Below are 23,007 nucleotides of genomic sequence, written 5' to 3'. Positions count from 1 at the left end.
GCATGCGCTCGCTCGTCAACGGCTTCGGGGCCCACCACGGCGGCATCGTGCGGGTGCACGACGCGCTGTGCGCCGAGCTGCGCGCCTACGGCCCGGTGGCCGTGGCCAACGCGCCGCGCTCACCGAGCGGTCCCGGGGTCGACGGGATCGACGGGATCGAGATCGCCAGCACCCAGCGGTCGAGCCGGGTGGGCTCGTTGCTCGGCGATGCGTGGGCGGCACGCCGTGCGCCGCGCTTCGACGTACGGGTCGACGCGGCTCCCGCGCTGCGGTTCCTGACCCGCTCGCGCGCCCACGTGGTCGTCGTCCACGACCTCAACTTCCGGCGTCCCGAGATCCACGGGATCGGCCGCGGGCAGCGGCTCTACCGCGTCCTCCTGCACCACTGGACGGTGCGCCGCGCCGACCGGATCGTGGTCAACAGCCGCGCCACGGCGGCCGAGGTAGCGGCCTTCCGGCCCGCGGCCGCGGCCAAGACGCTGGTGCTGCCGCTGCCGGTCGACCACGTCGCCGTCCCGGCCCCGGTGACTCCCGCCCGCGACCGTGCCGACCGCACGGTCCGCCTGCTCACCTTCGGCCACGCCCGCAACAAGGGCGTGGACCGCCTGCTGCGGCTCCTGCACGAGCGTCCCGACCACCGGCTCACGGTGATCGGTACGCCGGACTCGTGGCAGGCCCACTGGGCCGCGACCGCCGACCGGTTGGGCGTCGCGGACCGGGTCACCCGGCTCGAGACGCCCGGCGATGCGGAGGTGGTCGCGGCCTACCTCGCCTGCGACGTCTTCTGCATGCTCTCCACCTACGAGGGCTACGGACTGCCCGTGGCCGAGGCGCTGCGCCTGGCCCGGCCCACGGTGGTCAGCGACCTGCCGGTCCTGGCCGAGACCGCGCGCGGCCATGCCGTCGTCGCCCAGGGGGACGACGACGCCGCCGTCGCCGCCGCGGTCGACGAGGCCCGCCGCCGTCCGGTCGCCGCGTGGGAGAGTGCGGCCCGCGCCTTCGGTGCCTGGACCTGGCGGTCCTGGGTGGCCCGGGCGATCGGTGGCCTCGGATGAGCCCGCGCGTCGCGGTGGTCACCGTGACCTTCCACAGCCGGGCCGACCTCGACCGGCACTGGCGCGGGGCCGCCGCGCTCGACGCCGCGTGGATCGTCGTCGACAACGCCTCCACCGACGGCTCGGCCGAGCTCGCCGAGGAGCTCGGGGCACACGTGGTGCGGCTCCCGGACAACGTCGGCTTCTCGGCCGCCAACAACGCCGGCGCCGCCGCGGCGGCCGCGGGCGGCGCCGACTGCCTGGTCTTCGCCAACCCCGACGTCACCGTCACCCAGGAGGGCATCGACCGGCTCGCCGCGCTCGCGCTCGACCGGCGCGCGCTCACCGCACCCCAGCTGCTCAACCTCGACGGGAGCCCCCAGGAGAACGGCCGCCGCGCGCCCTACCTCTACCGCAAGGTGCTCCACTTCGCCGGTTCCGCCGCCAGCCGGGCCCACTACGAGGTCACCGCGGACCCGCACGAGGTCAAGGACGTGCCGTGGGTCATCGGTGCCGCGGTCGCCGTGCCCCGCAGCGTCTTCGACGAGATCGGCGGGTGGGACGCGGGCTTCTTCGTCTACTACGAGGACTCCGACCTGTGCCTGCGCGCGCGGCGGGCCGGGCACCCGGTGCTGCTCGACGGCGGGGTGCGCTGGACGCACGCGTGGGCCCGGGCCACACGTCGTACCCGGTCGTGGCGGGTGTGGCGCATCGAGCTGCGCTCGGCGCTGCGCTTCTACCGACGCTACTGGCGCCTCCTGGGCCACCCGGCGCTCCCGGGCCCACGCTCCCGCGGTGGGCGCCACGACGTGGTCACCTCGGCGAGGACGCCCGCGTGATCGAGCTCCAGCTGCTGGTCGCCTACTTCCTGCTCTCGTGCGCGACCTACCTGGTGTGGCCCAGCCGCTGGAACATCCCCGCGCACGTCGCGCTCGGCTTCTGGGTGGTGGCCTACCTGGTGCCCATCGGTGTCGTCGGGACGCACCGGACGTTCGCTCCCGGCCTCACCGACGAGTACGCCGACGTCCTGCTCGGCGGCGCGATCGCCTTCACCGTGGGCGTCGTCCTCGGCACGGGGGTGGCGCCGCGCAGCACCCACCTGTTCGGCCGCATCGCCCGGACGAGGTTCGCGCCCGGCGACGAGGCGGTCACCCGGACCGCCGTCGTCACGGTCGCGGCGATCGCGGTGCTGCTCTTCGCGATGCTGCGGATGGGCTTCGTCCCGATGTTCGCCGACGACCCGCTGGCGGCGAAGTTCTTCCGCGGTGCCTACGGCGAGGCCTACCGCCCCGTCGCGATCCCGTACCGGGTCGGGACCGGGATCCTGCCGCTGCTGCTGCCGATCCTCGCCGCCTTCGCGCTGCGCGCCGAGGCGCGGGCGCGGGTGCGCTGGTGGTTCCTCCTCGGGCTCGCCCTGCTGCTGATGCTGCTGACCCTCCAGCGCGGCCCGGCGGCCACCGGTCTGCTGCTGCTCGTGGGCGTGCTGCTCGCCGGACGACGCCGGCCGCTGACCCTGGTCACCACCGCCGTCGCCGTGTACGTCGGCGGCGCGCTCTTCTACGTCGCGCTGGGGTGGCTCGGCCTGGTCGAGAGCCCGGTCGCCTCCGGCCCCGGCCTGGCGGCGTCGATCGCGGCGTCGACGCCCGACGTCAGTGACGGCCTGGGCTTCCTCCAGCGCTGGCATCAGCACGGTGAGCCCCTGACCGCCGGCCGGACCTTCCTCGGCGGGCTGGTGCCCGGCAACTTCCGCTGGAACCCGGGTGTGTGGACCGTGGCGCTCGGCGACGACGCGGTTCGGCTCCAGCAGCTCAACACCGGCGGCCTGCGGCTCGCCTCGCCGGTGTGGGGCCTGGTCAGCCTCGGCCCGGCGGGCGTGGTGCTTGTGCCGCTGCTCAGCGGGATCGTCGCCGGATCGCTCACCGCCCAGCTGCGCCGCGCCCTCGACAGCGCCACCGACCTGGTCGCCCGGACCTGGCTGTTCGTAGCCCACGCGGCCCTCGCGGGGGTGCTCGTCGAGTTCATGACGATCGGCTACATCGGGGTCCTCCAGCTCGTCGCCGGGCTGTGGATCATCGGCCGGCCGCGAATCGATCGTGAGGACGCCCGGTGCGCCGCCTGAGCCGGGTGCTGGCCCCGGGCGACCTCGCCGGGCGCGTCGTACGCCGGGCGCAGCGGGTCGCCGACCACCTCCGCCTGGTCGTCGTGATGCGGATCCGGCTGCGGACGCCGCTCGACCAGGCCGTCCTCTACGGCCTCAACGACGACGAGGAGAACCTGCTCTGCGCCGCGCTCGGCTGGGCCGACCGCTACGGCGGGAGCACGATCCTCCTCGCCGCGGACCCGCCCCGGGTCCGCGCGCTGCTGGCCGTCGAGGCCGCGCTGCTCGGCACCCCCGGCCTCGCGGACCGGGTCGAGGTGCGCCCCCGGACCCGGCGGACGCTGGTGCGCCTGCACGGCCGGAGCCGCTACGTGCTCACCTCCCACGTCGTGCTGGCCGCGCCGCGGGCCCGGGCGCCGCGCACCCACGTCCACCTCGGCCACGGCCTCGGGCCCAAGACCTACCGCAACGTGCGCTCCAGCGAGTCCGGCTTCCTCTCGGCCGCCCGGGTGTGGGACCCCGCCCACCGCCGGGCGATGTGCCTCGACCCCGCCGCCGCCCGCTTCTCCGGGTTCCCGCGCGACCAGGTGCTGTACCCGCCGCGCGCGCCCGCCGACGAGCGCGCCCTGCGCCGGCTGGGCATCGACCCGGACCGGCCGTTCGTGCTCTGGATGCCGACCTTCCGCCGGACCCGCATCGGCGGCTCGGTCTGGGCCGAGGGCCGCGCACTCACCGACCTCGCGACCGAGCTCGCCGGCTCCGCGCGGTCCGCGCCGGCACCCGGGCCCGTGCCCGCGCCCGCGCCGACGGCGCTGCGCCCGGCGGCCCGGCACCACGGCGTCCAGCTCGTGGTGAAGCCGCACCCGGTCGAGCACGACGCCCTGACCGGGCTCGCCGACCTGATCCTGACCAACCCCGCGATCTGGGCCGCCGGGATCAGTCCCTACCGGCTGATCGGGCTGGCCGACGGGCTGCTGACCGACTACTCGAGCGTGGCCGTCGAGGTGCTGCCGCTCCAGCGCTCGCTGGCGTTCTACTGCCCGGACATCGACGAGTTCGAGCACGGCGTGCGCGGGCTGTGCCCGCCGGACTACCGCGCGCTCGTCGGGCGGTTGCTGCTCGACGACGCGGCCGCGCTCGACGCCTTCTTCCGCGCGGTGGCGGGCGGGCAGCGGTTCCGGCCGGTCGCGGCCGGCCGGTTCACCCAGGTGGTCGGCTCCACCGCGAGCGCGCAGGCCGCGGCCGGGGGACTCGACGAGGTCGTCCGCCACGCCCTCGACCGCGCGCCCGACCCGCTGCTGCGGCCGCGGTGAGCGGGCGGCTGCGCCGGCTCGGCTTCCTGCTGCCGCCGGCCGCCCAGGCGCTCGTCGTGCTCGTCTCGCTGCCGGTGATGCTCGGTGCGCTCGGCCCGGCCGGATGGTCGTCGGTCGCCGTGGCCCAGACCGTCGGTGGCCTGTGCGGCACGGTGATCGCGCTCGGCTGGGGGGTGAGCGGTCCGGCCCGGGTGGGGCGGGCCGTCGCGCCGGCGACCGTGCTGAGCGAGGCATCCTGGTCCAAGGCGCTCGTCGCGGGGCCCGTCGTCCTGGTGGGGGTGGGGGCAGCCCTCCTACTCGGCCCGGGCGGCCCGGGCGGCCCGGTCGCGCTCGGCGTCACCTCGACCGCGGTGCTGGGCCTGGCCCAGACCTGGTACTTCGTCGCCGCCGATGACGTACGCCGCCTCCTGCTCCTCGACACCCTGCCCCGCCTCGTGCTGGGCCTGGCCGGCTGGGCCGCGGTCGCCGGGGGAGCGGACGTCCGGGTCGGGCTCGCGACCCAGACCGTGGCGGCGCTGGTGGGCTTCGCGCTCTGCTGGGCCTGGATCACCCGCCCCGCCCGGCGTACGACGACCCTGCGCGCGTGCGCCGCGGTCGTGCTCGGCCAGCGATTCGCCCTGGCCACCCAGGTGCTCGGGTCGGCGTTCCTGTTCGGGCCGCTGCTGGTGCTGGCGCCGGTCCACCCCGCCGCGCTCGCCGTGTTCGGCCTGGTCGACCGGGTCCAGCGCCAGCTCGTGACCGCGTCGATCCCGCTCGGCAACGTGGTGCTCGCCCGCCGGATGGCCCACGAGCGCCGTACCGCCGGGCCACCCCAGGTCCGGGTCGGGCGCCGGCTGCTCGACGTCGCCCTGGTCGCGGCGGGCTGCGGCCTCGCCGCGGGGGCGCTGGCGGTGCCGCTGCTGGCCTACCTGGGGGCCGGTGCGGTCCGGGTGCCGGTACCGGTCGCGCTGCTCATGGGGGTGGTCGTGGCCGGCGCGGTCGCCACGCTGCTGATGCCGACGATGGTGCACGCCCCGCTGGGCCGCGAGCGCCGGGCGGTCCTGGCGGCGGCGACCGGCGTCCTGGTCGGGATGCCCGCGGTCGCGCTGCTCGGGGCCGAGCTGGGCGCGCTCGGCGCCCAGGTGGGCATCGTCGCCGGGCAGGCGGCGGCGCTGGTCGCCTACCTCGCCGGCCTGCGGGGACGTCCGGAGACGACCGTGGCCGCCCGCTGAGAGCGGGCGGCCACGGAACGGTGGTGCGGGTGGATCAGCCGTTGATCATGCCGGCGCCGACGGTCACGCCGGTCGCCTCGTCGATCAGCACGAACGAACCGGTGGTGCGGTTCTTGGAGTACGGGTCGCACAGCAGCGGCACCGTGGTGCGCAGGGTGACCCGGCCGATCTCGTTGACGCCGAGCTCCTTGGTCTCCTGGTCGCGGTGCAGCGTGTTGACGTCCAGGCGGTACTGGATGTCCTTGACCAGGGCCCGGCCGGTGCGGGTCGTGTGCTTGATCGCCAGCTTCTGCCGCGCCTGGAGGGGAGCGGTGGTCATCCAGCAGATCATCGCGTCGATGTCCTGGCTCGGCGTCGGCGCGTTCTTGACCCGGGCGATCATGTCGCCGCGCGAGACGTCGACGTCGTCCTCGAGGTGGACCGTCACGCTCATCGGGGGGAAGGCCTCGGTGACCTCCTTGTCGAACAGGTCGATCTTGGAGATCTTCGACGTCATGCCCGAGGGCAGGACGACGACCTCGTCGCCCGGCTTGAGCACGCCACCGGCCACCTGACCGGCGTAGCCGCGGTAGTCGTGGAACTCGTCGGACTTGGGCCGGATGACGTACTGCACCGGGAACCGCGCGTCGATCAGGTCGCGGTCGGAGGCGACGTGGACGTGCTCGAGGTGGTGCATGAGCGTGGGACCGGAGTACCACGGCATGTTCTCGGAGCGGGTCACCACGTTGTCGCCCTGGAGCGCCGAGATCGGGATGACCTCGAGGTCGGGCACGTTGAGCTTGGTCGCGAACTGGGTGAACTCGCGGTAGATGTTCTCGTAGATCGACTGGTCGAAGTCGACGAGGTCCATCTTGTTGACCGCGAGCACCAGGTGCGGGACGCGGAGCAGCGAGAGGATCACCGCGTGCCGGCGCGACTGCTCGGTGAGGCCCTGGCGGGCGTCGACGAGCACCAGGCCGAGGTCGGCGGTCGAGGCGCCGGTGACCATGTTGCGCGTGTACTGCACGTGGCCGGGGGTGTCGGCGATGATGAACTTGCGGCTGGGCGTCGCGAAGTAGCGGTAGGCCACGTCGATGGTGATGCCCTGCTCGCGCTCGGAGCGCAGGCCGTCGGTGAGCAGCGCGAGGTCGGTGTAGTCGTAGCCCTTGGCCTCGCTGGTGGCCTCGACCGCCTCGAGCTGGTCCTCGAAGATCGACTTGGAGTCGAGCAGCAGCCGCCCGATGAGGGTGGACTTGCCGTCGTCGACCGAGCCGGCGGTGGCGAACCGCAGCAGGTCCATGGGGCGCTTCTCGTCGGTGCTCATCAGAAGTAGCCCTCCTTCTTGCGGTCTTCCATGGCGGCCTCGGAGAACCGGTCGTCGCCACGGGTGGCGCCGCGCTCGGTGACCCGGGCGATCGCGACCTCGTCGATGACCTCGGCGATGGTGCTCGCCGTGGACTCCACGCAGCCGGTGAGCGTCAGGTCGCCGACGGTGCGGAACCGGACGGTGCGCTCCTCGGCGACCTCGCCGTCGCGCAGCGGGTTGTGCTCGCTCTCGGACAGGAGCATCCCGTCGCGCTCGAAGACCCGGCGCTGGTGGGAGAAGTAGATGCTGGGGATCTCGATGCCCTCGCGGCCGATGTAGTCCCAGATGTCCAGCTCGGTCCAGTTGGAGATCGGGAAGATCCGCATGTGCTCGCCCTCGTGCAGGCGGCCGTTGTAGAGGCTCCAGAGCTCGGGGCGCTGGTTCTTCGGGTCCCACTGGCCGAACTCGTCGCGGTGGGAGTAGACGCGCTCCTTGGCGCGGGCCTTCTCCTCGTCGCGGCGGCCGCCACCGAAGGCGGCGGTGAAGCCGTTCTCCTCGATGGCGTTGAGCAGGGTGCCGATCTGGAGGCGGTTGCGCGAGGTCTTGCCGTCGTCGACGACGATGCCGTCGGCGATGGCCTGCTCGACGCCGGCCACGATCAGCTTGACGCCCAGGCGGTTGACCCAGTTGTCCCGGGTGGCGAGCACCTCGGGGAAGTCGTAGCCGGTGTCGACCTGCAGCACCGGGAACGGGATCTTCGCCGGGTAGAAGGCCTTCTCGGCGAGGCGCATCATGACGATCGAGTCCTTGCCGCCCGAGAACATCAGCACGGGCTTCTCGAACTCGGCCGCGACCTCGCGGAAGATGTGGATCGACTCTGCCTCCAGCTGGTCCAGCTGGCTGAGGCGGTAGTCGCTGTGCGTCACTGTCACGCGGACGGCCCATCCCTTCTAGAACACGTTCTACTCAAACTCCGGGCTCGCCCATCGTGCCATGCGGCACCTTGCACCGAGACATTCTCGACGGCTCGCTAGACAAATCGACGAGTTTCGCGGCGCCGGGCGCCTAGGATCACCCCCGTGGTCGCCGACTTCGTCGCCCGGCTGGGCTCGCGCGGCTCGGTGCCCGGGGAGGTGCGCAGCGCGTGGGACGTGCCGTCGTACGTCGCGGCGACGGAGCGCCCCGGCCTCGACGACGAGGTGGCCGCGATCGAGCGCCGCGCCCGGGCCCGGCGCCGGATGGACCCCGAGCGGCTCCGCGCGATCCTCGGGGCGCTGGCCGACCCGCCGGCCGGCGAGCTCAACAAGGCCCGGCTCGGGGCCGCGGCCGGCATCCCGCCCACCACCGTCTCGCCGTACGTCGACGTGCTGGTCGAGCTCGGCGTCCTGCTCCTGCTGCCGGGCAGCCGCGCCGCCGCGGCCAAGCGCGCCATCGGGCGGCCGCAGGCGGTGCTGGCCGACCCGGCGCTGGCCCGGCACCTGACCGGACGCTCCGCCGCCGAGCTCGGCGAGTTCGCCGGCCGCCGGGCCCTGGCGCCGCTGCTGCGCGGGATCGTGGCCGTCGAGCTGCTGCGCCAGCGCGAGACGAGCGCGGTCGAGCACCGGGTGTCGTACCTGCGCGAGCGCAACGGCCTGGCCGTCGACCTGGTGATCGAGCTGCCCGACGACAGCCTCTACGGGCTGGAGGTGCGCACGGCGGCGAGCCTGCGCCCCCACCAGTTCGTCGCGCTGGAGTCGCTGGCCCGCCGTGCGGGCCAGCGCTTCCGCGGCGGCGTCGTGCTCAACACCGCCCCGGTCGGCCACCAGTTCGGGCCCCGGCTGTGGGGGCTGCCGATCTCGTCGGTGTGGGATTGGCAGCAACCCGGCGTCCGCCGTTAACGCGGACGTGGCGCCCCGTTCGATCGCGGCGGTTGTCCTCGAAGCATGAAGATCACCGTGGTCGGAGCCGGCTACGTCGGCCTCTCCAACGCCGTGCTGCTCGCCCGCTACAACGACGTGACCGTGCTCGACGTGAGCACCGAGCGGGTCACCGCGGTCAACGAGGGCCGCTCACCCGTGGTGGACGCCGAGCTCGAGGAGTACCTCGCGTCGGGCGAGCTCTCGCTCCGCGCGACCCGCAGCCGCCGCGAGGCGTACGCCGACGCGACCTTCGTCATCGTCGCCACGCCCACCAACTACGACCCCGAGACCAACCGCTTCGACACCTCCACCGTCGAGCGGGTCACCGCCGAGGCGCTCGCCGCCAACCCGGCCGCGACGGTCGTGGTGAAGTCGACGGTCCCGGTCGGCTACACCAACACGCTGCGTGAGCGGCACCCGGGCGCGGCCATCCTGTTCAGCCCCGAGTTCCTGCGCGAGGGCCGGGCGCTGCACGACAACCTCCACCCCTCGCGGATCGTCGTCGGCTCCGACACCGAGCCGGGCCGGCTCTTCGCCAAGCTGCTCGTCCAGGCGGCACTCGCCGACGACGTCCCGGTGCTGTTCACCGGCTCGACGGAGGCCGAGGCGATCAAGCTGTTCGCCAACACCTACCTCGCGCTGCGGGTGGCGTACTTCAACGAGCTCGACACCTATGCCGCGCTGCACCACCTCGACACCCGCCAGGTGATCGAGGGGGTCGGCCTCGACCCGCGGATCGGCTCGCACTACAACAACCCGTCGTTCGGGTACGGCGGCTACTGCCTGCCCAAGGACACCAAGCAGCTCCAGGCCAACTACCGTCAGGTGCCGCAGAACCTGATCAGCGCGATCGTGGAGGCCAACACCACGCGCAAGGAGTTCATCGCCGAGGACGTGCTGCGCCGCGACCCGAAGGTGGTCGGGATCTACCGGCTGACGATGAAGGCCGGCTCGGACAACTTCCGCGAGTCGGCGGTGCAGGGCGTGATGAAGCGGATCAAGGCGCGCGGCGTCAAGGTGATCGTCTTCGAGCCCGAGCTGGACCAGAAGAGGTTCTTCAACTCGAAGGTCGTGCGCGACCTCGACGAGTTCAAGCGCAAGGCGGACGTGATCATCGCCAACCGGCGGACCGACGTCCTCGACGACGTGGCCGAGAAGGTCTATACCCGCGACGTCTACGGGCGCGACTGAGGCCGGACGACCGGCCGCACCCGCTCCACCTGGAACGGGGTCTCGAGCGCGTGCGCGCGGCTCACGCCGAAGGTGAACAGCGCCGCGGCGCCCACCCAGATCGCTCCGATGCTCAACATCAGGTCCATGACGGCCTCCCTTGCCTGCTCCCACGGTAGTCCGCGGGTGGGCACGGGTGGATCCTCTGATCGTCGGGCGTGGCGATGGCCCGAAGGGACTAGGCCTCGCTCCGGACGGCGGTCTGCTCCGGCGAGCCGAACGACTCGATCTCGGCGACGGTCGGCGCGCCGAACATCGGCAGGTCGTGCCGGCGCCGGATCAGGCCCCACACGAGCGGCACGAGGACGAGCATGGCCACGCCGATCGCGGCGACCACGAGGGCCTCGGCGGTCTCGTGGCCCTCGCCGAACGGGTGCAGGCCGGCCTTGAAGAGCAGGGCGACGCCGGACATCGTCAGCACGATCACGATGCCGCGGCGGATGTAGGACTGGGGAACGCGCGGGGCCAGGCGGGCGCCGATCAGGGTGCCGGGCACGGAGCCGATGACGAGCGGGATGACCAGGCTCCACTCCAGGCCGTGGATGGCGATATTCGCCAGCGCGGCGCTGAGCACCAGTGGCACGGCCTGGACCAGGTCGGTGCCGACCAGGCGGACGGCGGACAGGCCGGGGTAGAGCATGAGGAGCGCGATCATGATGACCGAGCCCGAGCCGACGCTGGTCACGCCGACGAGGAGGCCGCCGAGCATGCCGACCAGCAGGGTCGGGAGGGGCCGGATGCGAGGGTTGTCGTCGGGCAGCGCGCCGCCGCGGCGTACCCGCTTGAGGTTGATGTAGAGCCGCAGCGCGTAGGTGGAGGCGGCGAAGAGCAGGGCGATGCCGATGCAGAGCTTGAGCGTCTTCTCGAGCTCGGTCGGGTCGTCGGTGAGCGCCTTGACCAGCCACGGCCCGACGAAGGCCATCGGTACGGAGCCGAGGATCAGCCAGCCGGCCAGCTTGAGGCTGGGCGAGCCCTCCCGCGCATGGGTGATCGCGCCACCGGTCTTGTAGACCGCCGCCGCGGTGAGGTCCGCGGTGACGATCGCGGAGGTGTGGCCGACCCCGAGGAAGATCAGGGCGGGCGTCATCAGGGCGCCACCGCCCATGCCGGTGAGGCCGACGACGATGCCGACGAAGAATCCGGCCGCCGCGATCGAGAGCGCGGTGAGGGTGAGCAGGTCGTCCATCAGTCACCTGTCTGGGGCAGGGCCAGGCGGGGGAGCACCGCCTGGAGGAGGGCGTCGATCTGGTCCGCCGAGACGTCGGCGGCCGCCTTGCCCCGGCGGTACGGGTCACGGATGTCGTGATGCTCGGTGGCCCCGGCGCGGCGGTGACCGACGGCGGTGACCAGGTCGGCGCCGTGGAGGGCCGGGTCGACGCGGTCGATCGACTCGGCGAACTGGCCGAGCGTGAACGCCTTGCGGAAGGCGCCCGGGACCTCCTCGAGGACGAACGCGCGGTGCGCCGACTCCGCGGTCAGGACCAGGTCGGCGACCTCGATCAGGTCGTCGGTCAGCGGGCGGCTGGCGAAGCCGTTGATCAGGTCGGTGCTCACCCCGCGCTCGGCGAGGACCGCGCCCATCGTCCGGTCGACCGGGTGGGCGTTGAAGCCGTGGGTGCCGGCGCTGGCGAACTCGATGCCGGACTCGGCGCCGGTCAGGGCGCGCGAGCGCAGCTCCATGTACGGCGAGCGGCAGATGTTGGCGGTGCAGACGAAGAGCACGCGCAGCGGGGTCGCCTCGACCCGCCCGCGCGCGTCGGGCACTGGCCCCGGGTCGGGCTCAGTGACCACGAGCGGCGCGGCCGGCTCGGGCACGGCCTCCGCCGCGAGGTCCTCGGCCGGCGTGCCCAGGTCGAGGTAGCCCGTCGCGCGCAGTGCCGCGATCACGTCGTCGAGCGCCTCGTCGATCGTCCGGCCGGTGGTGTCGACGCGCACGTTGGCGTCGAGCGGCTCCTCGTAGGGCGAGGAGATGCCGGTGAACTCGGGGATCTCGCCACGGCGGGCCTTGGCGTAGAGCCCCTTGCGGTCGCGTCGCTCGCACTCCTCGAGCGGGGTGGCGACGTGGACCAGGAAGAACGCGCCGCCGGCCTCGTCGACCATCGCCCGGACCTGCTGGCGGGTGTGGTCGAAGGGCGCGATCGGGCTGCACACCGCGACCCCGCCGTGGCGGGAGATCTCAGCGGCCACCCAGCCGATCCGGCGGATGTTGGTCTCGCGGTCCTCCTTGGAGAAGGTGAGCCCGGCCGACAGGTTGCGGCGCACGACGTCGCCGTCGAGGCTCGTCACGCTGCGCCCGCCCTGCTCCAGCAGCCGGTCCATGAGCGCGCGGGCCAGGGTGGACTTGCCGCTGCCGGAGAGTCCGGTGAAGAACAGCACCAGGCCCTGCTCGTCGGGACGCGGGCGCTCCTCGCGCGCGACGTCGGCGAGCTCGGGGAGCAGGTGGCCGCCGTACCCGAGCTCGACGACGGGGTCGGTCTCGGCGTACGAGGTGAGCACGGAGATGCGCAGCGCCGGGTCGGCGAGCGAGGCGTGGTCGGCCAGCGGGCAGGCGACCACGTCGGCGTCGATCAGGGCGGCGACCCGGAGCGTGGCGCGCAGCAGCCCGACCGGGCTGACCGCGGGGGTCCCGGCGCCGACGAGGGCGACCAGGACGACCGGGCCGAGGCCGCGCAGCTGCTCGAGCTGGACGTCGGTGACCAGGTCGGTGACCGGGACGAAGGTACGTCCGGCGTAGCGCTCGCGGACGGCGTCGGGGGTCAGGTAGAGCCGGCGGAAGGGGCCGTACTGCGCGTGGGTCAGCGAGGTGACCGTCAGGCCGCGCAGCGCGCTGGCGACCCGGGCGAGGGGCAGGCCCTCGGGGTCGACGAGCTCGACCTCGTTGCCCTCGTCGAGGTGGGTGCGCAGCTCCTGGGGAAGCGAGAGCGTGATCGGGCTGCCCGGCTCGTTGAACCCGCGGATCGGTGCCGCGGCCCCGGAGGTCAGCAGCTCGAGGTCGTCGAGCTCCCGCGGCGTGGGGCAGTGCTGGGGGACTGGCGGCGCTGGCACAGGGGAGATCGTACAGAGTCGAGTGAGTTGATCCGATTTGAACAGTGGAAGGCGGACACGATCACCCGGGCGGGGTGTGGGGCGGTCTGCGGCGCTCGTGCTCATGTGAACGACTTCACGTGCTGCCTGCTTGCAACTTGCTAACTATTGCTAGCACGATGGGCACATGGCGAAGGGAAAGGTCGTGAAGACCGTCGGGTCACTCGGCGACTACCTCAAGGAGCAGCGGACCTCGGCCCGTCTCTCCCTGCGGCAGCTGGCCGACCAGGCGGGGGTCTCGAACCCGTACCTGAGCCAGATCGAGCGAGGGCTTCGCAAGCCGTCGGCCGAGGTGCTCCAACAGATCGCCAAGGCCCTGCGGATCTCTGCGGAGCAGCTCTACATCAGGGCCGGGATCCTCAGCCCTGATGACGGCGTGGGGGGATCGGTGGAGCTCGCGATCGTGAGCGACACCGGTCTCACCGAGCGGCAGAAGCAGTCGCTCCTCGATGTCTACGCATCGTTCCTCGCGCTCAACGCGGCCGAGTCGGAAGGCTCCGCCGAGGCCGCGGACGAGGCGCCGGAAGACGCGCCGACCACTACCGAGACGGACACCGACGCCGTCGCCAACGAAGGGTGAAACCAGCAATGCCGAAGATCGAGCTCCCCAAGATCGAGATCCCGACCCTCGACCTCGCCAAGGTCGACCTCCCCCCGGCCGCCGCCAAGCCGCTCTACGCCGGCGTCGGCGCGACCGACCTCGCCGTCGAGAAGGTCCGCACCTACGTCGCCGACGTGCAGGCCAAGGTGACCGCCCGCGTCGCCGACGTCCAGAAGGACGTCACCGCCCGCGTGGCCGGTGTCCAGACCCGCGTCGCCGGCGTCCAGAGCAGCGTCAAGGGCTTCGAGCTCCCCGAGCCGAAGTCGCTCCAGGGCAAGGCCGTCAGCACCCTCGCCGACCTCCAGGCCGACGCCAAGGCGCTCCCGGCCAAGGTCCAGAGCAGCGTCAAGGGCGCGTACGACGACAACGTCGCCACCGCGACCGCGCTCTACGCCGACCTCGCCAAGCGCGGCGAGGGTGTCGTCGTCAAGCTCCGCACCGGTGAGGTCCCGGCCGCCCCGGTCGCGACCGCCCCCGCCGCCCCCGCGAAGAAGGCCCCGGCCGCCAAGAAGGCCGCTCCGGCCGCCAAGAAGGCGCCCGCCAAGAAGGCCCCGGCCAAGAAGGCTCCGGCCGCCAAGAAGGCGCCCGCCGCCAAGAAGGCGACCCCGGCTCCCTCCGCCTGAGCCGACCCGCTCCGCACCGCGACCCCGAGGCCCCGGCCTCGGGGTCGCTGCTTTTTCGGGTGCTGCCCTAGGATCGACCCACTATGTACGGGGGATTCGTCGGCGCAGCCAGTGACCTGGAGATGTGGATCAACGTCGGCATCGCCTTCGTGCTGCTCGTGGTCAAGATCTTCGCCTTCGTCAGCGCGCTGCTCTACTCGGCCGACTCCTACGACGCCGCGGACAAGCTCAACAAGACGACGTGGACCCTGATCCTCGGCATCGGCGTGATCCTCCAGGTGGTCCCGATCCCGCTCTCGATCGTCAACCTGGCCATGCTCGTCGCGGCGTGCGTCTACCTCGCCGACGTCCGGCCGGCCCTCGCGGGGCTGCGGCGCCGCTGAGCCCGCGCCGGGGCGGCTAGATCAGGTCGTCGAGGCGGCCGGCCGCGCCGTCGGGCGCGTAGGCCTGGGCGACCTCGCCGGTGCCGACGATGCGCAGCTCGCCGTCGCCGTCGTCGGCGTACGCCGCGTCGCCCCGGCGCAGGTGGAGCATCTCGTCCCGCTCGTTGAGCAGCGCGACCTCACCGCCGGTGCACACGAGCAGGCGCGGTCCGGTGGCGGGCAGGATCACGCCGGCCGGGTCGGCCTGGGAGCTCTGGGTCAGCGAGAGCGCGAACTCGCGGTTGGGGCTGAAGATGTCGGTCGAGGTCCCGAACAGCTGGGGCGAGACCCGGGCGACCCGGGACATGCCCTCCTCGAGGCAGAGCACGAGCCCGGCCGGGTCGACGTGCTTGGTGGTGAGCCCGGCGCGCAGGACGTTGTCGGAGGAGACCATCACCTCCAGGCACATGCCGCTGAGGTGGGCGTGGATGATCCCCGTGTCGAGGTACGCCGCCTCGCCGGGCTGCAGGGTGAGCCGGTTGAGGAGCAGCGAGACGAGCACGCCCACGTCGCCGGGGTAGAACTTCTCGATCTCGACGGCGGTCGCGTAGGCCCGCTTGATGTCGATGCCGTCGTCGAGCGCCGCGCGGCACTGCTCGACGATCGCGGCGACGTCGTCGGCGCCGGGCGGCTCGAGGAGCAGGCCCTCGACCAGGCGGACGATGCCGGCGAAGCCGGGGTTCTCGCGCAGCTTCTTGGTCAGCGTGCGGACCACGGGGTGCGGCAGCGGCATGAGCACGCGCAGGATCTCGGCGGTCGGGCGGAAGCCGACCAGGGTGTCGAAGGTCGACAGCGCGACGACCATCTCCGGCTTGGGCCGGGGGTCCTTGAAGACCCGCTCGGGCGCGGCGAGCGGGACGCCGCGGGCCTCCTCGGCGGCGTACCCGGCCTGGGCGCGGGCCGAGTTCGGGTGGACCTGGATCGAGAGCGGGCGCTCGGCGGCGAGCACCTTGAGCATGAAGTCGAGCTGTCCGGCCACCTCGCTGAGCGGGCGCTGATCGCCGCTGTCGTCGACGATCCGGGCCGTGCCGAGCGGATGGGTCCCCAGCCACACCTCGGCGACCGGTCCACCGTCGGGACGGCGGCGCTGGAAGCCGGGGATCGCGTGGGTCGAGCCCCAGTCGTAAGCCTGGGTGGGGCACTCGAGGGGGAGCAAGGGGAGAACCTCCTGGCGGGAACGGTCGGTGAGACTCTACTGACCGGTCGCGTCCGCGCCGTGCTTTCGCCGAAGGTTCGCCTGGCCGCCGTCGCCGTGTCGCGCCCGCGGGCGAGGCGCTCAGTAGGCGCCGCGGGCGCCGACGACGGCGCGCGCCGTCCGGGCCAGGATCGCCAGGTCCTGGAGCATCGACCAGTTGTCGACGTAGTAGAGGTCGAGCCGCATCGCCTCGTCGGGGCGCAGGTCGTTGCGGCCCGAGACCTGCCACAGCCCGGTCATGCCGGGGCGAACGAGCAGGCGGCGGGTCATCGCGCCGTCGTACAGGGCGACCTCGCGGGCGACCTGGGGGCGCGGGCCGATCAGGCTCATGTCGCCGCGCAGCACGTTGAGCAGCTGGGGCAGCTCGTCGACCGAGTAGCGGCGCAGCCAGCGCCCGGGGCGGGTGATCCGGGGGTCGTCCTTGACCTTGAACAGCAGGGCGTCCTGGTCGGTCGCGGCCATCAGGTCCGCGACCTGGGCCTCGGCGCCGACCCGCATCGTGCGCAGCTTGAGGCAGCGGAAGGGACGGCCGCTGCGGCCCACCCGCGGCTGGGCGAAGAGGACCGGGCCGCGGTCGTGGACCCACACCGAGGCCGCGGCGATCACCAGCAGCGGGCTCAGCGCGAGCAGCAGCACGGAGGCGCCGAGGACGTCGAAGAGCCGCTTGCCGACCGCGCCGGCGTCGGTCCACGTGGGTGACTCGACGTGGATGAGCGGGACCCCGCCGACCGGGCGCACCGTGATCCGCTCGTGGGAGATGTTGTCGAGCTGGGGCGTCAGCACGACGTGGACCCGGTGCCGCTCCAGCGCCCAGATCGCCTGCTTCATCTGCGCGGCGTCGGCGATCGCGCCCGGCGCGAAGAGGACCACGTCGGCGGCGTGCTCATCGACCACGGCGGTCAGCTCGGTCAGGTCGATCCCGGCCCCTGCCTCCGCCGGGACGACGGCGCCGACCACCGCGTAGCCCAGCCAGCTCTCGCGGCGCAGGATCCGGGTCATCGCTTCGCTGCCCGCGAGCGAGCCCGCCACGAGCACCCGCGTGGTGAGCCGGCCGCGGCGGCGCAGCACGTGGAGCACCTGGCGCACGACCCAGCGGCCCACGAGCAGCAGCGCCGGCCCGATCACGAAGGCCAGCACGAAGAAGCCGCGCGGCAGCGCGAACTTTGCGAGGTAGCAGCCGATCCCGACCAGGCCCGCGGTGAGCACGCTGGCCTGGAAGACCCGCTTGAACTCCTCGGCGCCCGCGCCCAGGACCTCGCGGCGGTAGCCGCCGAGGAAGCCGGTGCAGAGCAGCCAGCCGAGCAGGATCAGCGGTGCGGCCACGTCGAGGTGGGTACGGACCCCGGACGGCGGCGCGAAGACGGTCAGCGTCTCGCGGCCGAGGACCGCGAGCACGAGGGTGAGGCCGAGGAGCAGGGCGTCGACGACGAGCACGGCGACGGGGACCAGGGGGAGCGGACGCGGCCGGACCACGCGCAGGTGGCGCGGTGCGCGGTCGACGACCGTCATCGGACCCCCGGTTGTCCTCGTGCAGCCCCCTCGCCGGACCGCTGTGCGCGGACGTGACCGTAGGGAGGACGCGCGGCGGCTGTCGCGGCGATCGGGGCGGCTGTTCGCAAAACGACGGTTTACGGGGGAGCAGGGGTCGCTCAGTACCCTCGGGCCCATGAAGGTTCTCGTCACCGGCGGCGCCGGCTACCTCGGTTCGATCACGGCGAAGGCGCTCGAGCAGGCCGGGCACACCCCGGTCGTCCTCGACTCGCTGCTCAGCGGACCCCGGGCCTACGTCGGCGACCGGATCTTCTACGAGGGCGACATCGCCGACCGGGCGCTGCTGCGGCGCGTGGTCGCCGAGCACCCCGACCTCGACGCGACGATCCACATGGCGGCCCGGATCGTCGTACCGGAGTCGGTGGAGAAGCCCTACGAGTACTACCGGGACAACGTGGCGAAGTCGCTGGAGATGTTCGACGAGCTGACCGCGCTCGGCAAGGGCCGGATCCTGTTCTCCTCGACCGCCTCGCTCTACGCGCTGACCCCGCAGTTCTCGGTCACCGAGGACGACGCCGTCGACCCGACGTCCCCCTACGCCCGCACCAAGCGGATGATGGAGATGGTGCTCGAGGACCTCGCCAAGGCGAGCGACCTGCGCGCGATCATCCTGCGCTACTTCAACCCGATCGGCGCCGACCCGGACCTCGAGACCGGCTACCACCTGCGCGACGCGACGCACGTCGTCCCGCTCATGGCGCAGACGGCGCTCGGCTTCCGCGAGTCCTTCACGCTGACCGGTACCGACCACCCGACCCGCGACGGCACGGGCATCCGCGACTACATCCACGTCTGGGACCTGGCCCGGGCCCACGTGCGGGCGGTCGAGGAGTTCGACGCCGTGCTGGCCAAGGTCGACGCGCCCTACACCTACATCAACCTCGGTGCCGGCGACGGCGTCACCGTGCGCGAGCTGCTCGCCGCGGTCGAGCGCGTGGTCGGCAAGCCGGTCCCGGTCGTCGAGGCGCCGCCGCGCCCCGGTGACGCGGCGGGCGCCTTCGCCAACGCCGACAAGGCCGCCGAGCTCCTCGGCTGGCGGACCGAGCTGAGCCTCGACGAGGCCATCGCCTCGGCGCTCGCCTGGGGAGAGAAGCGGAAGGACGTCCTGGGGTACGCGTGACCAGGCGCGCCGCCGCCGTCCTGCTCGCGGTCGCCGTCCTGGCCGCGGGGTGCTCCGGCCCGGAGACCCCCGGGCCCGGCGCCGGGACGACGAGTGCCGCCCCGCCCTCCGCGGCACCCTCCTCGGTCGTCCTGCCGGGGCGCCCGCCGAAGCGCCGCCCGCTGGCCGGCAAGGTCGTCGTGCTCGACCCCGGCCACCGGCTGGGCAACGCCCGGTTCCCCGACGAGATCAACCGGCCGGTCGACGCCGGCGGGCTCACCAAGGAGTGCAACACCACCGGGACGGCGACCGACGACGGCTACCCCGAGGCGACCTTCACCTGGCAGGTCGCGGTCGAGGCCCGGCGGCTGCTGCGCCGGATGGGCGCGCAGGTCGTGCTCACCCGGCCCGACGACGCGGCCGACGCCTGGGGCCCGTGCGTCGACGAGCGCGGCCGGATCGGCAATCCCGGCCGGCCGGGGCCGGACGCCGACGTCCGGGTGAGCATCCACGGCGACGGCGTGCGGTCGTCGACCGCGCACGGCTTCCACGTGATCCGGCCCGGTGACCGGGCCGGCTGGACCGACGACATCGAGCGGCCCTCCCGCCGCCTCGCCGTGGCCCTGCGCGACGCGCTGGTCCGCGCCGGGTTCACCCCGTCGACCTACCGCGGTGCCGGCGGGATCGACGTCCGTACCGACCTCGGCACGCTCAACCTCTCCGACGTGCCCGCGGTCATGGCCGAGCTCGGGAACATGCGCGACGCCGGAGACGCCGCGGTGATGGAGAGCGCGGCCGGCCGGCTCCGCTACGCGCGGGCGATCGCGGCCGCGGTCCGGGCCTACCTCCGCGGCTGACTCAGGTCCGGGCGTGCCGGCCCAGCGGTGGTGGCTGCGCGGCCACCCGGCGCGGCCGTTTGGGGCGGCGCGAGTGGCGTTCGATGTGCGGGCACCGGTGGGGTCCGTACCTCAGGAGGCAGCGCACCTTGCGGCGGAATCGGCGGAAACCCATGTCGATCTCCAGGGGGGGAGGGAGCACCCAATGTCCCGAGATGGCTTCGACCGTAGCACCGGTTCTGGCAGTTCGGGGCGAGTCTGCCGGGTGAATCCGGACCGCCCTCGTCCGGCCGGTAGGTTGGCCGCCATGGGGATCCGCGCCGCCCACTGGGACGACTGGAGCCTCGAGGGACTCCTGGGCCGCAAGGTGGCCCTGGGGCACCGGGTCAGCCTCGTCGTCCCGGCCCGCAACGAGGCCGCGACCGTCGGCGCGGTCGTCGCCCGGGTGCGTGAGGCGCTCATGGACACCGTCGCGCTGGTCGACGAGATCGTCGTCATCGACAGCGACTCCGTCGACGACACCTACGCCGTGGCGGAGTCCGCCGGGGCGCGGGTGCACCGCGCCGCCGAGATCCGCCCCGACCTCGGCACCCACCCGGGCAAGGGCGAGGCGATGTGGAAGTCGCTCTTCGTGACCTCCGGCGACCTCGTCGTCTTCATGGACGCCGACCTGCACGACTGGGACACCCACTTCGTGCCCGGCCTGCTCGGCCCGCTGTTGGCCGACCCGCAGGTGCAGCTGGTCAAGGGCTTCTACGACCGGCCCGGCGCCGACGGTCCGCTCGAGGGCGGCCGGGTCACCGAGCTCGTCGCGCGGCCCCTGATCGCGCTGCTCTTCCCCGAGCTGGGCGCGCTCGTCCAGCCGCTCGCCGGCGAGTGGGCGGTGCGCCGGGCGTGGTTCGCCGGGCTCCCCGTCCCGACCGGGTACGCCGTCGAGCTCGCCGCCCTCGTCGACACCGTCCGCGCGGGCGGCCCTGAGGCGATCGCCCAGGTCGACCTCGGCGTGCGCGCCCACCGGCACCAGGCGCTGCGCGACCTCGGCGGCATGGCGACCCAGATCATCGCGGCGGCCCTCGCCCGGTCCGGCGTCACGCCGGTCGCCGGGGGCGACGAGGCCGTGCTGCGCCAGTACCTGCGCGGGCTCGAGCCGGTCGAGCACGTCGTACCCACGGTGGAGCGACCGGCGGCGGAGGCCTACCTGTGATGAAGCTCGGACGGCACGCGTTCGGCGAGGACGAGGCGCTGATGATGGCGATCGTCAACCGCACGCCCGACTCGTTCTTCGACAAGGGCGCGACCTGGGCCGAGGACGCCGCCTTCGCCCGCGTCGCCGAGGTGGTCGCCCAGGGCGCCGAGATCGTCGATATCGGCGGCATCAAGGCCGCGCCCGGCGTCGAGATCTCGGTCGCCGAGGAGAAGGCCCGGGTGGTCGACTTCGTGGCCCGGGTCCGCGAGACCTACCCCGACCTGGTGATCTCGGTCGACACCTGGCGCGCCGAGGTGGGCGCCGCCGTCTGCGCCGTCGGCGCCGACGTGCTCAACGACGCCTGGGGCGGTGCGGACCCCGAGCTGGTCGACGCGGCCGCCGAGTACGGCGCCGCCCTCATCTGCACCCACACCGGCGGGGTCACGCCCCGGACCCGCCCCTACCGCATCGAGTACGACGACGTGGTCGCCGCCGCGATCGCCGACACCGTCGCCTACGCCGAGCGCGCCCTGGCCGCAGGCGTCGCGCGCGAGTCGATCGTCATCGACCCGGCCCACGACTTCGGCAAGAACACCTTCCACTCGCTCGAGGTGACCCGGCGCCTCGGCGAGATGGTCGCCACCGGCTGGCCGGTGCTCGTGTCGCTGTCCAACAAGGACTTCGTCGGCGAGACGCTCGGCCTCGACGTGGGGGAGCGGCTGCTCGGGACGCTGGCCGCCACCTCGGTCTGCGCGCTCGCCGGCGCCCGGATCTACCGCGTGCACCAGGTCGTCGAGACCCGGCAGACGGTCGACATGGTCTGGTCCATCGCGGGGCGTCGCGCGCCGCTGCGCGCGATCCGGGGGATCCAGTGAGCGCCCCGGCGGCGGCCGTGACGGCCCTGGTGCCGGGCGTGCCGGCCCTGCTGCCGTCGTACGCGTCGCTGGAGGACCCGGTCGCCGACCTGCGCGCCGCCTGCCGGTCCGCGGTCGGCGAGCTCGGCCCACGGGTGCGCGTCCTCGCGTCCGGGCCGTCGGGCCTGCGGGTCGGGGCGGCCCTGGTCGCGGACGCGGGAGCGAGCGTGGTCGACGCCGGCGAGACCGGCGTCCTGGTCGTCGGCAACGGCTCGGCCAAGCGCACTGAGAAGGCGCCCGGGCACCTCGACGAGCGAGCGGCCGGCTTCGACGCCGCGCTGCGGACGTCGTTCGCCGGCATCGACCCGGTGCTCGCCGCCGAGCTGTGGGCCGACGCCGCCTGCCTGGGCGACCTGCCGCCGCTGGCCGCGGCCGACGTCCGGTACGACGACGCGCCGTTCGGAGTCCAGTACTGGGTCGCGGTCTGGGCCTGACCCGCCACACTGTCCCCATGCCCCCGCAGACTCGCCCCGCCTGGCAGGTCGCGGCGCTCGCCGCCGGCGTGTTCGTCGCCCTGCTCTGGGTGATCGAGGCCGTCGACGTCGCCGCCTCGCACCGCCTCGACGGATGGGGCATCCGTCCCCGTGACGGCGAGGGCCTGCTCGGGATCCTCGCCGCGCCGCTGCTCCACGGCGGCTGGGGCCACCTGAGCGCCAACACCGTGCCGGCGTTGGTGCTGGGCTTCCTGACGCTCGCCACGGGCGTGACCCGGGGTCTCGTCGCGACCGCGATCATCTGGCTGGCCGGTGGGTTCGCGGTGTGGCTGGTCGCGGGCGGCAGCTCGGTGCACCTCGGGGCGTCGGGGCTGATCTTCGGCTGGATCGCCTACCTCGCCGTGCAGGGCTTCGTGGACCGCAAGCCGTGGGAGATCGTGATCGGCCTCGGGGTGCTCGTCGCCTACGGCAGCGTCCTGTGGGGCGTGCTGCCCGGTACGCCGGGCGTCTCGTGGCAGGGGCACCTCTTCGGCGCGCTGGCCGGCGTGGGCGCCGCCTTCGCCGTGCGGGAGCGGCCGGCGTGAAGCCGCTGCGCTGGCCCTGGCTGTGGCTGGGGCTGTGGTCGCTGCTCGTCGTAGCGGTGATCGTGCTGTCGCTCGGGTCCGCGCCGCCGGGCCCGGACGTGCCGGCGAGCGACAAGTGGCAGCACCTGGTGACCTACGGCGTGCTCGCGGCGGGTGCGGTCCAGGTCTTCCGGGGCGGGCGGCCGGTGCTGGTCGCGGCGGTCGGACTGGTCCTGCTCGGCATCGGCCTGGAGATCGCCCAGGGCACGCTCACCAGCGACCGGGTGATGGACTGGCGCGACGCCGTCGCCAACACCGCCGGGGTCGGGCTGGGCCTGCTCACCCGGCGGACCGGGGCGCGCGACGTCCTGCTCCGGGCCGCACCGGCACCGGCGCCGGCGCCGACGCGCGGCGCATGATGGAGGGGACG

At 73.5% G+C, this 23,007-nt stretch carries 24 protein-coding genes; 17 read left to right on the top strand and 7 right to left on the bottom strand.

The annotated features are described in order from the left end of the window. The first annotated feature begins 2 nt into the window (after positions 1-2). The 5 genes from M0M48_RS19110 to M0M48_RS19090 are packed head-to-tail and all read left to right on the top strand — an operon-like array spanning position 3 to position 5,656. The gene (locus M0M48_RS19110) at positions 3-1,055 is read left to right on the top strand and encodes a glycosyltransferase (protein WP_257752334.1); all 1,053 of its coding nucleotides are present in this window, start codon (positions 3-5) and stop codon (positions 1,053-1,055) included. Beyond that, positions 1,052-1,873, top strand: coding sequence for a glycosyltransferase family 2 protein (locus M0M48_RS19105; RefSeq protein ID WP_257752333.1), 822 nt, complete (start codon positions 1,052-1,054; stop codon positions 1,871-1,873). The genes M0M48_RS19110 and M0M48_RS19105 overlap by 4 nt, the downstream gene beginning before the upstream one ends. Then, complete coding sequence (locus M0M48_RS19100) at positions 1,870-3,153, top strand: hypothetical protein (protein ID WP_257752332.1); 1,284 nt, start codon at positions 1,870-1,872, stop codon at positions 3,151-3,153. Before M0M48_RS19105 ends, M0M48_RS19100 begins: the two co-directional genes overlap by 4 nt. After that, the gene (locus tag M0M48_RS19095; protein ID WP_257752331.1) at positions 3,141-4,445 is read left to right on the top strand and encodes a CDP-glycerol glycerophosphotransferase family protein; all 1,305 of its coding nucleotides are present in this window, start codon (positions 3,141-3,143) and stop codon (positions 4,443-4,445) included. Before M0M48_RS19100 ends, M0M48_RS19095 begins: the two co-directional genes overlap by 13 nt. After that, positions 4,442-5,656 (top strand): hypothetical protein, encoded by a 1,215-nt coding sequence (locus M0M48_RS19090; protein ID WP_257752330.1) that lies wholly within the window; start codon positions 4,442-4,444, stop codon positions 5,654-5,656. Before M0M48_RS19095 ends, M0M48_RS19090 begins: the two co-directional genes overlap by 4 nt. Positions 5,657-5,690: 34 nt before the next feature. Here M0M48_RS19090 and M0M48_RS19085 read toward each other — a convergent pair whose 3' ends face one another. Both M0M48_RS19085 and cysD read right to left on the bottom strand, forming a co-directional pair. Continuing rightward, positions 5,691-6,959, bottom strand: coding sequence for a sulfate adenylyltransferase subunit 1 (locus M0M48_RS19085; RefSeq protein ID WP_252373151.1), 1,269 nt, complete (start codon positions 6,957-6,959; stop codon positions 5,691-5,693). After that, positions 6,959-7,873: a sulfate adenylyltransferase subunit CysD gene (cysD, locus tag M0M48_RS19080; RefSeq protein ID WP_215814378.1), complete on the bottom strand. Its 915-nt coding sequence runs from the start codon at positions 7,871-7,873 to the stop codon at positions 6,959-6,961. The genes M0M48_RS19085 and cysD overlap by 1 nt, the downstream gene beginning before the upstream one ends. A gap of 147 nt (positions 7,874-8,020) precedes the next feature. On the opposite strand from cysD, the gene M0M48_RS19075 reads away from it, so the two are divergent. Together M0M48_RS19075 and M0M48_RS19070 are read left to right on the top strand one after the other, a co-directional pair. Further along, complete coding sequence (locus M0M48_RS19075; RefSeq protein ID WP_257759257.1) at positions 8,021-8,818, top strand: DUF4143 domain-containing protein; 798 nt, start codon at positions 8,021-8,023, stop codon at positions 8,816-8,818. Positions 8,819-8,863: 45 nt separating this feature from the next. Continuing rightward, entirely contained in the window at positions 8,864-10,030 is a 1,167-nt protein-coding gene (locus M0M48_RS19070; RefSeq protein ID WP_257752327.1) for a nucleotide sugar dehydrogenase, read from the top strand. On the opposite strand, the gene M0M48_RS19065 is transcribed toward M0M48_RS19070, so the two are convergent. The 3 genes from M0M48_RS19065 to cysC all read right to left on the bottom strand — a co-directional run bounded on the left by M0M48_RS19065 (position 10,015) and on the right by cysC (position 13,114). Further along, positions 10,015-10,158, bottom strand: coding sequence for a hypothetical protein (locus tag M0M48_RS19065; RefSeq protein ID WP_215814381.1), 144 nt, complete (start codon positions 10,156-10,158; stop codon positions 10,015-10,017). The two genes, M0M48_RS19070 and M0M48_RS19065, sit on opposite strands and share 16 nt — an antisense overlap. An 89-nt stretch (positions 10,159-10,247) precedes the next feature. Then, positions 10,248-11,255, bottom strand: a complete 1,008-nt coding sequence (locus tag M0M48_RS19060) for a sulfite exporter TauE/SafE family protein (RefSeq protein ID WP_257752326.1) — start codon at positions 11,253-11,255, stop codon at positions 10,248-10,250. Next, the gene (gene cysC / locus M0M48_RS19055) at positions 11,255-13,114 is read right to left on the bottom strand and encodes an adenylyl-sulfate kinase (RefSeq protein ID WP_257752325.1); all 1,860 of its coding nucleotides are present in this window, start codon (positions 13,112-13,114) and stop codon (positions 11,255-11,257) included. The genes M0M48_RS19060 and cysC overlap by 1 nt, the downstream gene beginning before the upstream one ends. 166 nt (positions 13,115-13,280) lie before the next feature. On the opposite strand from cysC, the gene M0M48_RS19050 reads away from it, so the two are divergent. From M0M48_RS19050 to M0M48_RS19040, 3 genes are all read left to right on the top strand, one after another. Beyond that, positions 13,281-13,733, top strand: a complete 453-nt coding sequence (locus tag M0M48_RS19050; protein ID WP_215814384.1) for a helix-turn-helix domain-containing protein — start codon at positions 13,281-13,283, stop codon at positions 13,731-13,733. Between the two features lie 8 nt (positions 13,734-13,741). Then, the gene (locus tag M0M48_RS19045) at positions 13,742-14,377 is read left to right on the top strand and encodes a hypothetical protein (protein WP_215814385.1); all 636 of its coding nucleotides are present in this window, start codon (positions 13,742-13,744) and stop codon (positions 14,375-14,377) included. 83 nt (positions 14,378-14,460) lie between these two features. Next, the gene (locus M0M48_RS19040; RefSeq protein WP_215814386.1) at positions 14,461-14,760 is read left to right on the top strand and encodes a DUF2516 family protein; all 300 of its coding nucleotides are present in this window, start codon (positions 14,461-14,463) and stop codon (positions 14,758-14,760) included. A 16-nt stretch (positions 14,761-14,776) separates the two neighbouring features. Here the strand turns inward: M0M48_RS19040 and manA are convergent, their stop codons facing one another. Together manA and M0M48_RS19030 are read right to left on the bottom strand one after the other, a co-directional pair. Further along, the gene (manA, locus tag M0M48_RS19035; protein WP_257752324.1) at positions 14,777-15,955 is read right to left on the bottom strand and encodes a mannose-6-phosphate isomerase, class I; all 1,179 of its coding nucleotides are present in this window, start codon (positions 15,953-15,955) and stop codon (positions 14,777-14,779) included. 120 nt (positions 15,956-16,075) lie between these two features. Continuing rightward, on the bottom strand, positions 16,076-17,503 hold the full coding sequence (locus tag M0M48_RS19030; protein ID WP_257752323.1) for a sugar transferase: 1,428 nt from the start codon (positions 17,501-17,503) through the stop codon (positions 16,076-16,078). 157 nt (positions 17,504-17,660) lie between these two features. Here M0M48_RS19030 and galE point away from each other — a divergent pair, with 157 nt between their 5' ends. From galE to M0M48_RS18995, 7 genes are all read left to right on the top strand, one after another. Further along, a complete protein-coding gene (galE, locus tag M0M48_RS19025; protein WP_215814389.1) occupies positions 17,661-18,665 on the top strand; it encodes a UDP-glucose 4-epimerase GalE in 1,005 nt (334 codons plus the stop codon). After that, the gene (locus M0M48_RS19020; RefSeq protein ID WP_257752322.1) at positions 18,662-19,501 is read left to right on the top strand and encodes an N-acetylmuramoyl-L-alanine amidase; all 840 of its coding nucleotides are present in this window, start codon (positions 18,662-18,664) and stop codon (positions 19,499-19,501) included. Before galE ends, M0M48_RS19020 begins: the two co-directional genes overlap by 4 nt. Positions 19,502-19,787: 286 nt before the next feature. After that, a complete protein-coding gene (locus M0M48_RS19015; RefSeq protein ID WP_215814391.1) occupies positions 19,788-20,684 on the top strand; it encodes a glucosyl-3-phosphoglycerate synthase in 897 nt (298 codons plus the stop codon). Then, a complete protein-coding gene (gene folP / locus M0M48_RS19010) occupies positions 20,684-21,541 on the top strand; it encodes a dihydropteroate synthase (RefSeq protein ID WP_215814392.1) in 858 nt (285 codons plus the stop codon). The genes M0M48_RS19015 and folP overlap by 1 nt, the downstream gene beginning before the upstream one ends. Continuing rightward, on the top strand, positions 21,538-22,014 hold the full coding sequence (locus M0M48_RS19005; protein WP_257752321.1) for a hypothetical protein: 477 nt from the start codon (positions 21,538-21,540) through the stop codon (positions 22,012-22,014). Before folP ends, M0M48_RS19005 begins: the two co-directional genes overlap by 4 nt. 17 nt (positions 22,015-22,031) lie before the next feature. Continuing rightward, on the top strand, positions 22,032-22,598 hold the full coding sequence (locus M0M48_RS19000; protein WP_257752320.1) for a rhomboid family intramembrane serine protease: 567 nt from the start codon (positions 22,032-22,034) through the stop codon (positions 22,596-22,598). Next, the gene (locus M0M48_RS18995) at positions 22,595-22,996 is read left to right on the top strand and encodes a VanZ family protein (RefSeq protein WP_257752319.1); all 402 of its coding nucleotides are present in this window, start codon (positions 22,595-22,597) and stop codon (positions 22,994-22,996) included. The genes M0M48_RS19000 and M0M48_RS18995 overlap by 4 nt, the downstream gene beginning before the upstream one ends. Positions 22,997-23,007 lie beyond the last annotated feature (11 nt).

Source organism: Pimelobacter simplex (assembly GCF_024662235.1).
In the GTDB taxonomy this organism is placed as follows: domain Bacteria; phylum Actinomycetota; class Actinomycetes; order Propionibacteriales; family Nocardioidaceae; genus Nocardioides.
The sequence above is the reverse complement of the archived record's forward strand: the minus strand, read 5'-3'. Positions and strand labels throughout refer to the sequence as shown.

Excerpts from the sequence above, each read along its gene's own strand:
- galE (WP_215814389.1), top strand. The coding sequence starts at position 17,661 with ATGAAGGTTCTCGTCACCGGCGGCGCCGGCTACCTCGGTTCGATCACG.
- M0M48_RS19110 (WP_257752334.1), top strand. The coding sequence starts at position 3 with ATGCGCTCGCTCGTCAACGGCTTCGGGGCCCACCACGGCGGCATCGTG.
- M0M48_RS19030 (WP_257752323.1), bottom strand. The coding sequence starts at position 17,503 with ATGACGGTCGTCGACCGCGCACCGCGCCACCTGCGCGTGGTCCGGCCG.
- M0M48_RS19000 (WP_257752320.1), top strand. The coding sequence starts at position 22,032 with ATGCCCCCGCAGACTCGCCCCGCCTGGCAGGTCGCGGCGCTCGCCGCC.
- M0M48_RS19050 (WP_215814384.1), top strand. The coding sequence starts at position 13,281 with ATGGCGAAGGGAAAGGTCGTGAAGACCGTCGGGTCACTCGGCGACTAC.
- M0M48_RS19045 (WP_215814385.1), top strand. The coding sequence starts at position 13,742 with ATGCCGAAGATCGAGCTCCCCAAGATCGAGATCCCGACCCTCGACCTC.
- M0M48_RS19065 (WP_215814381.1), bottom strand. The coding sequence starts at position 10,158 with ATGGACCTGATGTTGAGCATCGGAGCGATCTGGGTGGGCGCCGCGGCG.
- M0M48_RS19070 (WP_257752327.1), top strand. The coding sequence starts at position 8,864 with ATGAAGATCACCGTGGTCGGAGCCGGCTACGTCGGCCTCTCCAACGCC.
- M0M48_RS19060 (WP_257752326.1), bottom strand. The coding sequence starts at position 11,255 with ATGGACGACCTGCTCACCCTCACCGCGCTCTCGATCGCGGCGGCCGGA.
- M0M48_RS19015 (WP_215814391.1), top strand. The coding sequence starts at position 19,788 with ATGGGGATCCGCGCCGCCCACTGGGACGACTGGAGCCTCGAGGGACTC.
- M0M48_RS19105 (WP_257752333.1), top strand. The coding sequence starts at position 1,052 with ATGAGCCCGCGCGTCGCGGTGGTCACCGTGACCTTCCACAGCCGGGCC.
- M0M48_RS19040 (WP_215814386.1), top strand. The coding sequence starts at position 14,461 with ATGTACGGGGGATTCGTCGGCGCAGCCAGTGACCTGGAGATGTGGATC.
- M0M48_RS19085 (WP_252373151.1), bottom strand. The coding sequence starts at position 6,959 with ATGAGCACCGACGAGAAGCGCCCCATGGACCTGCTGCGGTTCGCCACC.
- folP (WP_215814392.1), top strand. The coding sequence starts at position 20,684 with ATGAAGCTCGGACGGCACGCGTTCGGCGAGGACGAGGCGCTGATGATG.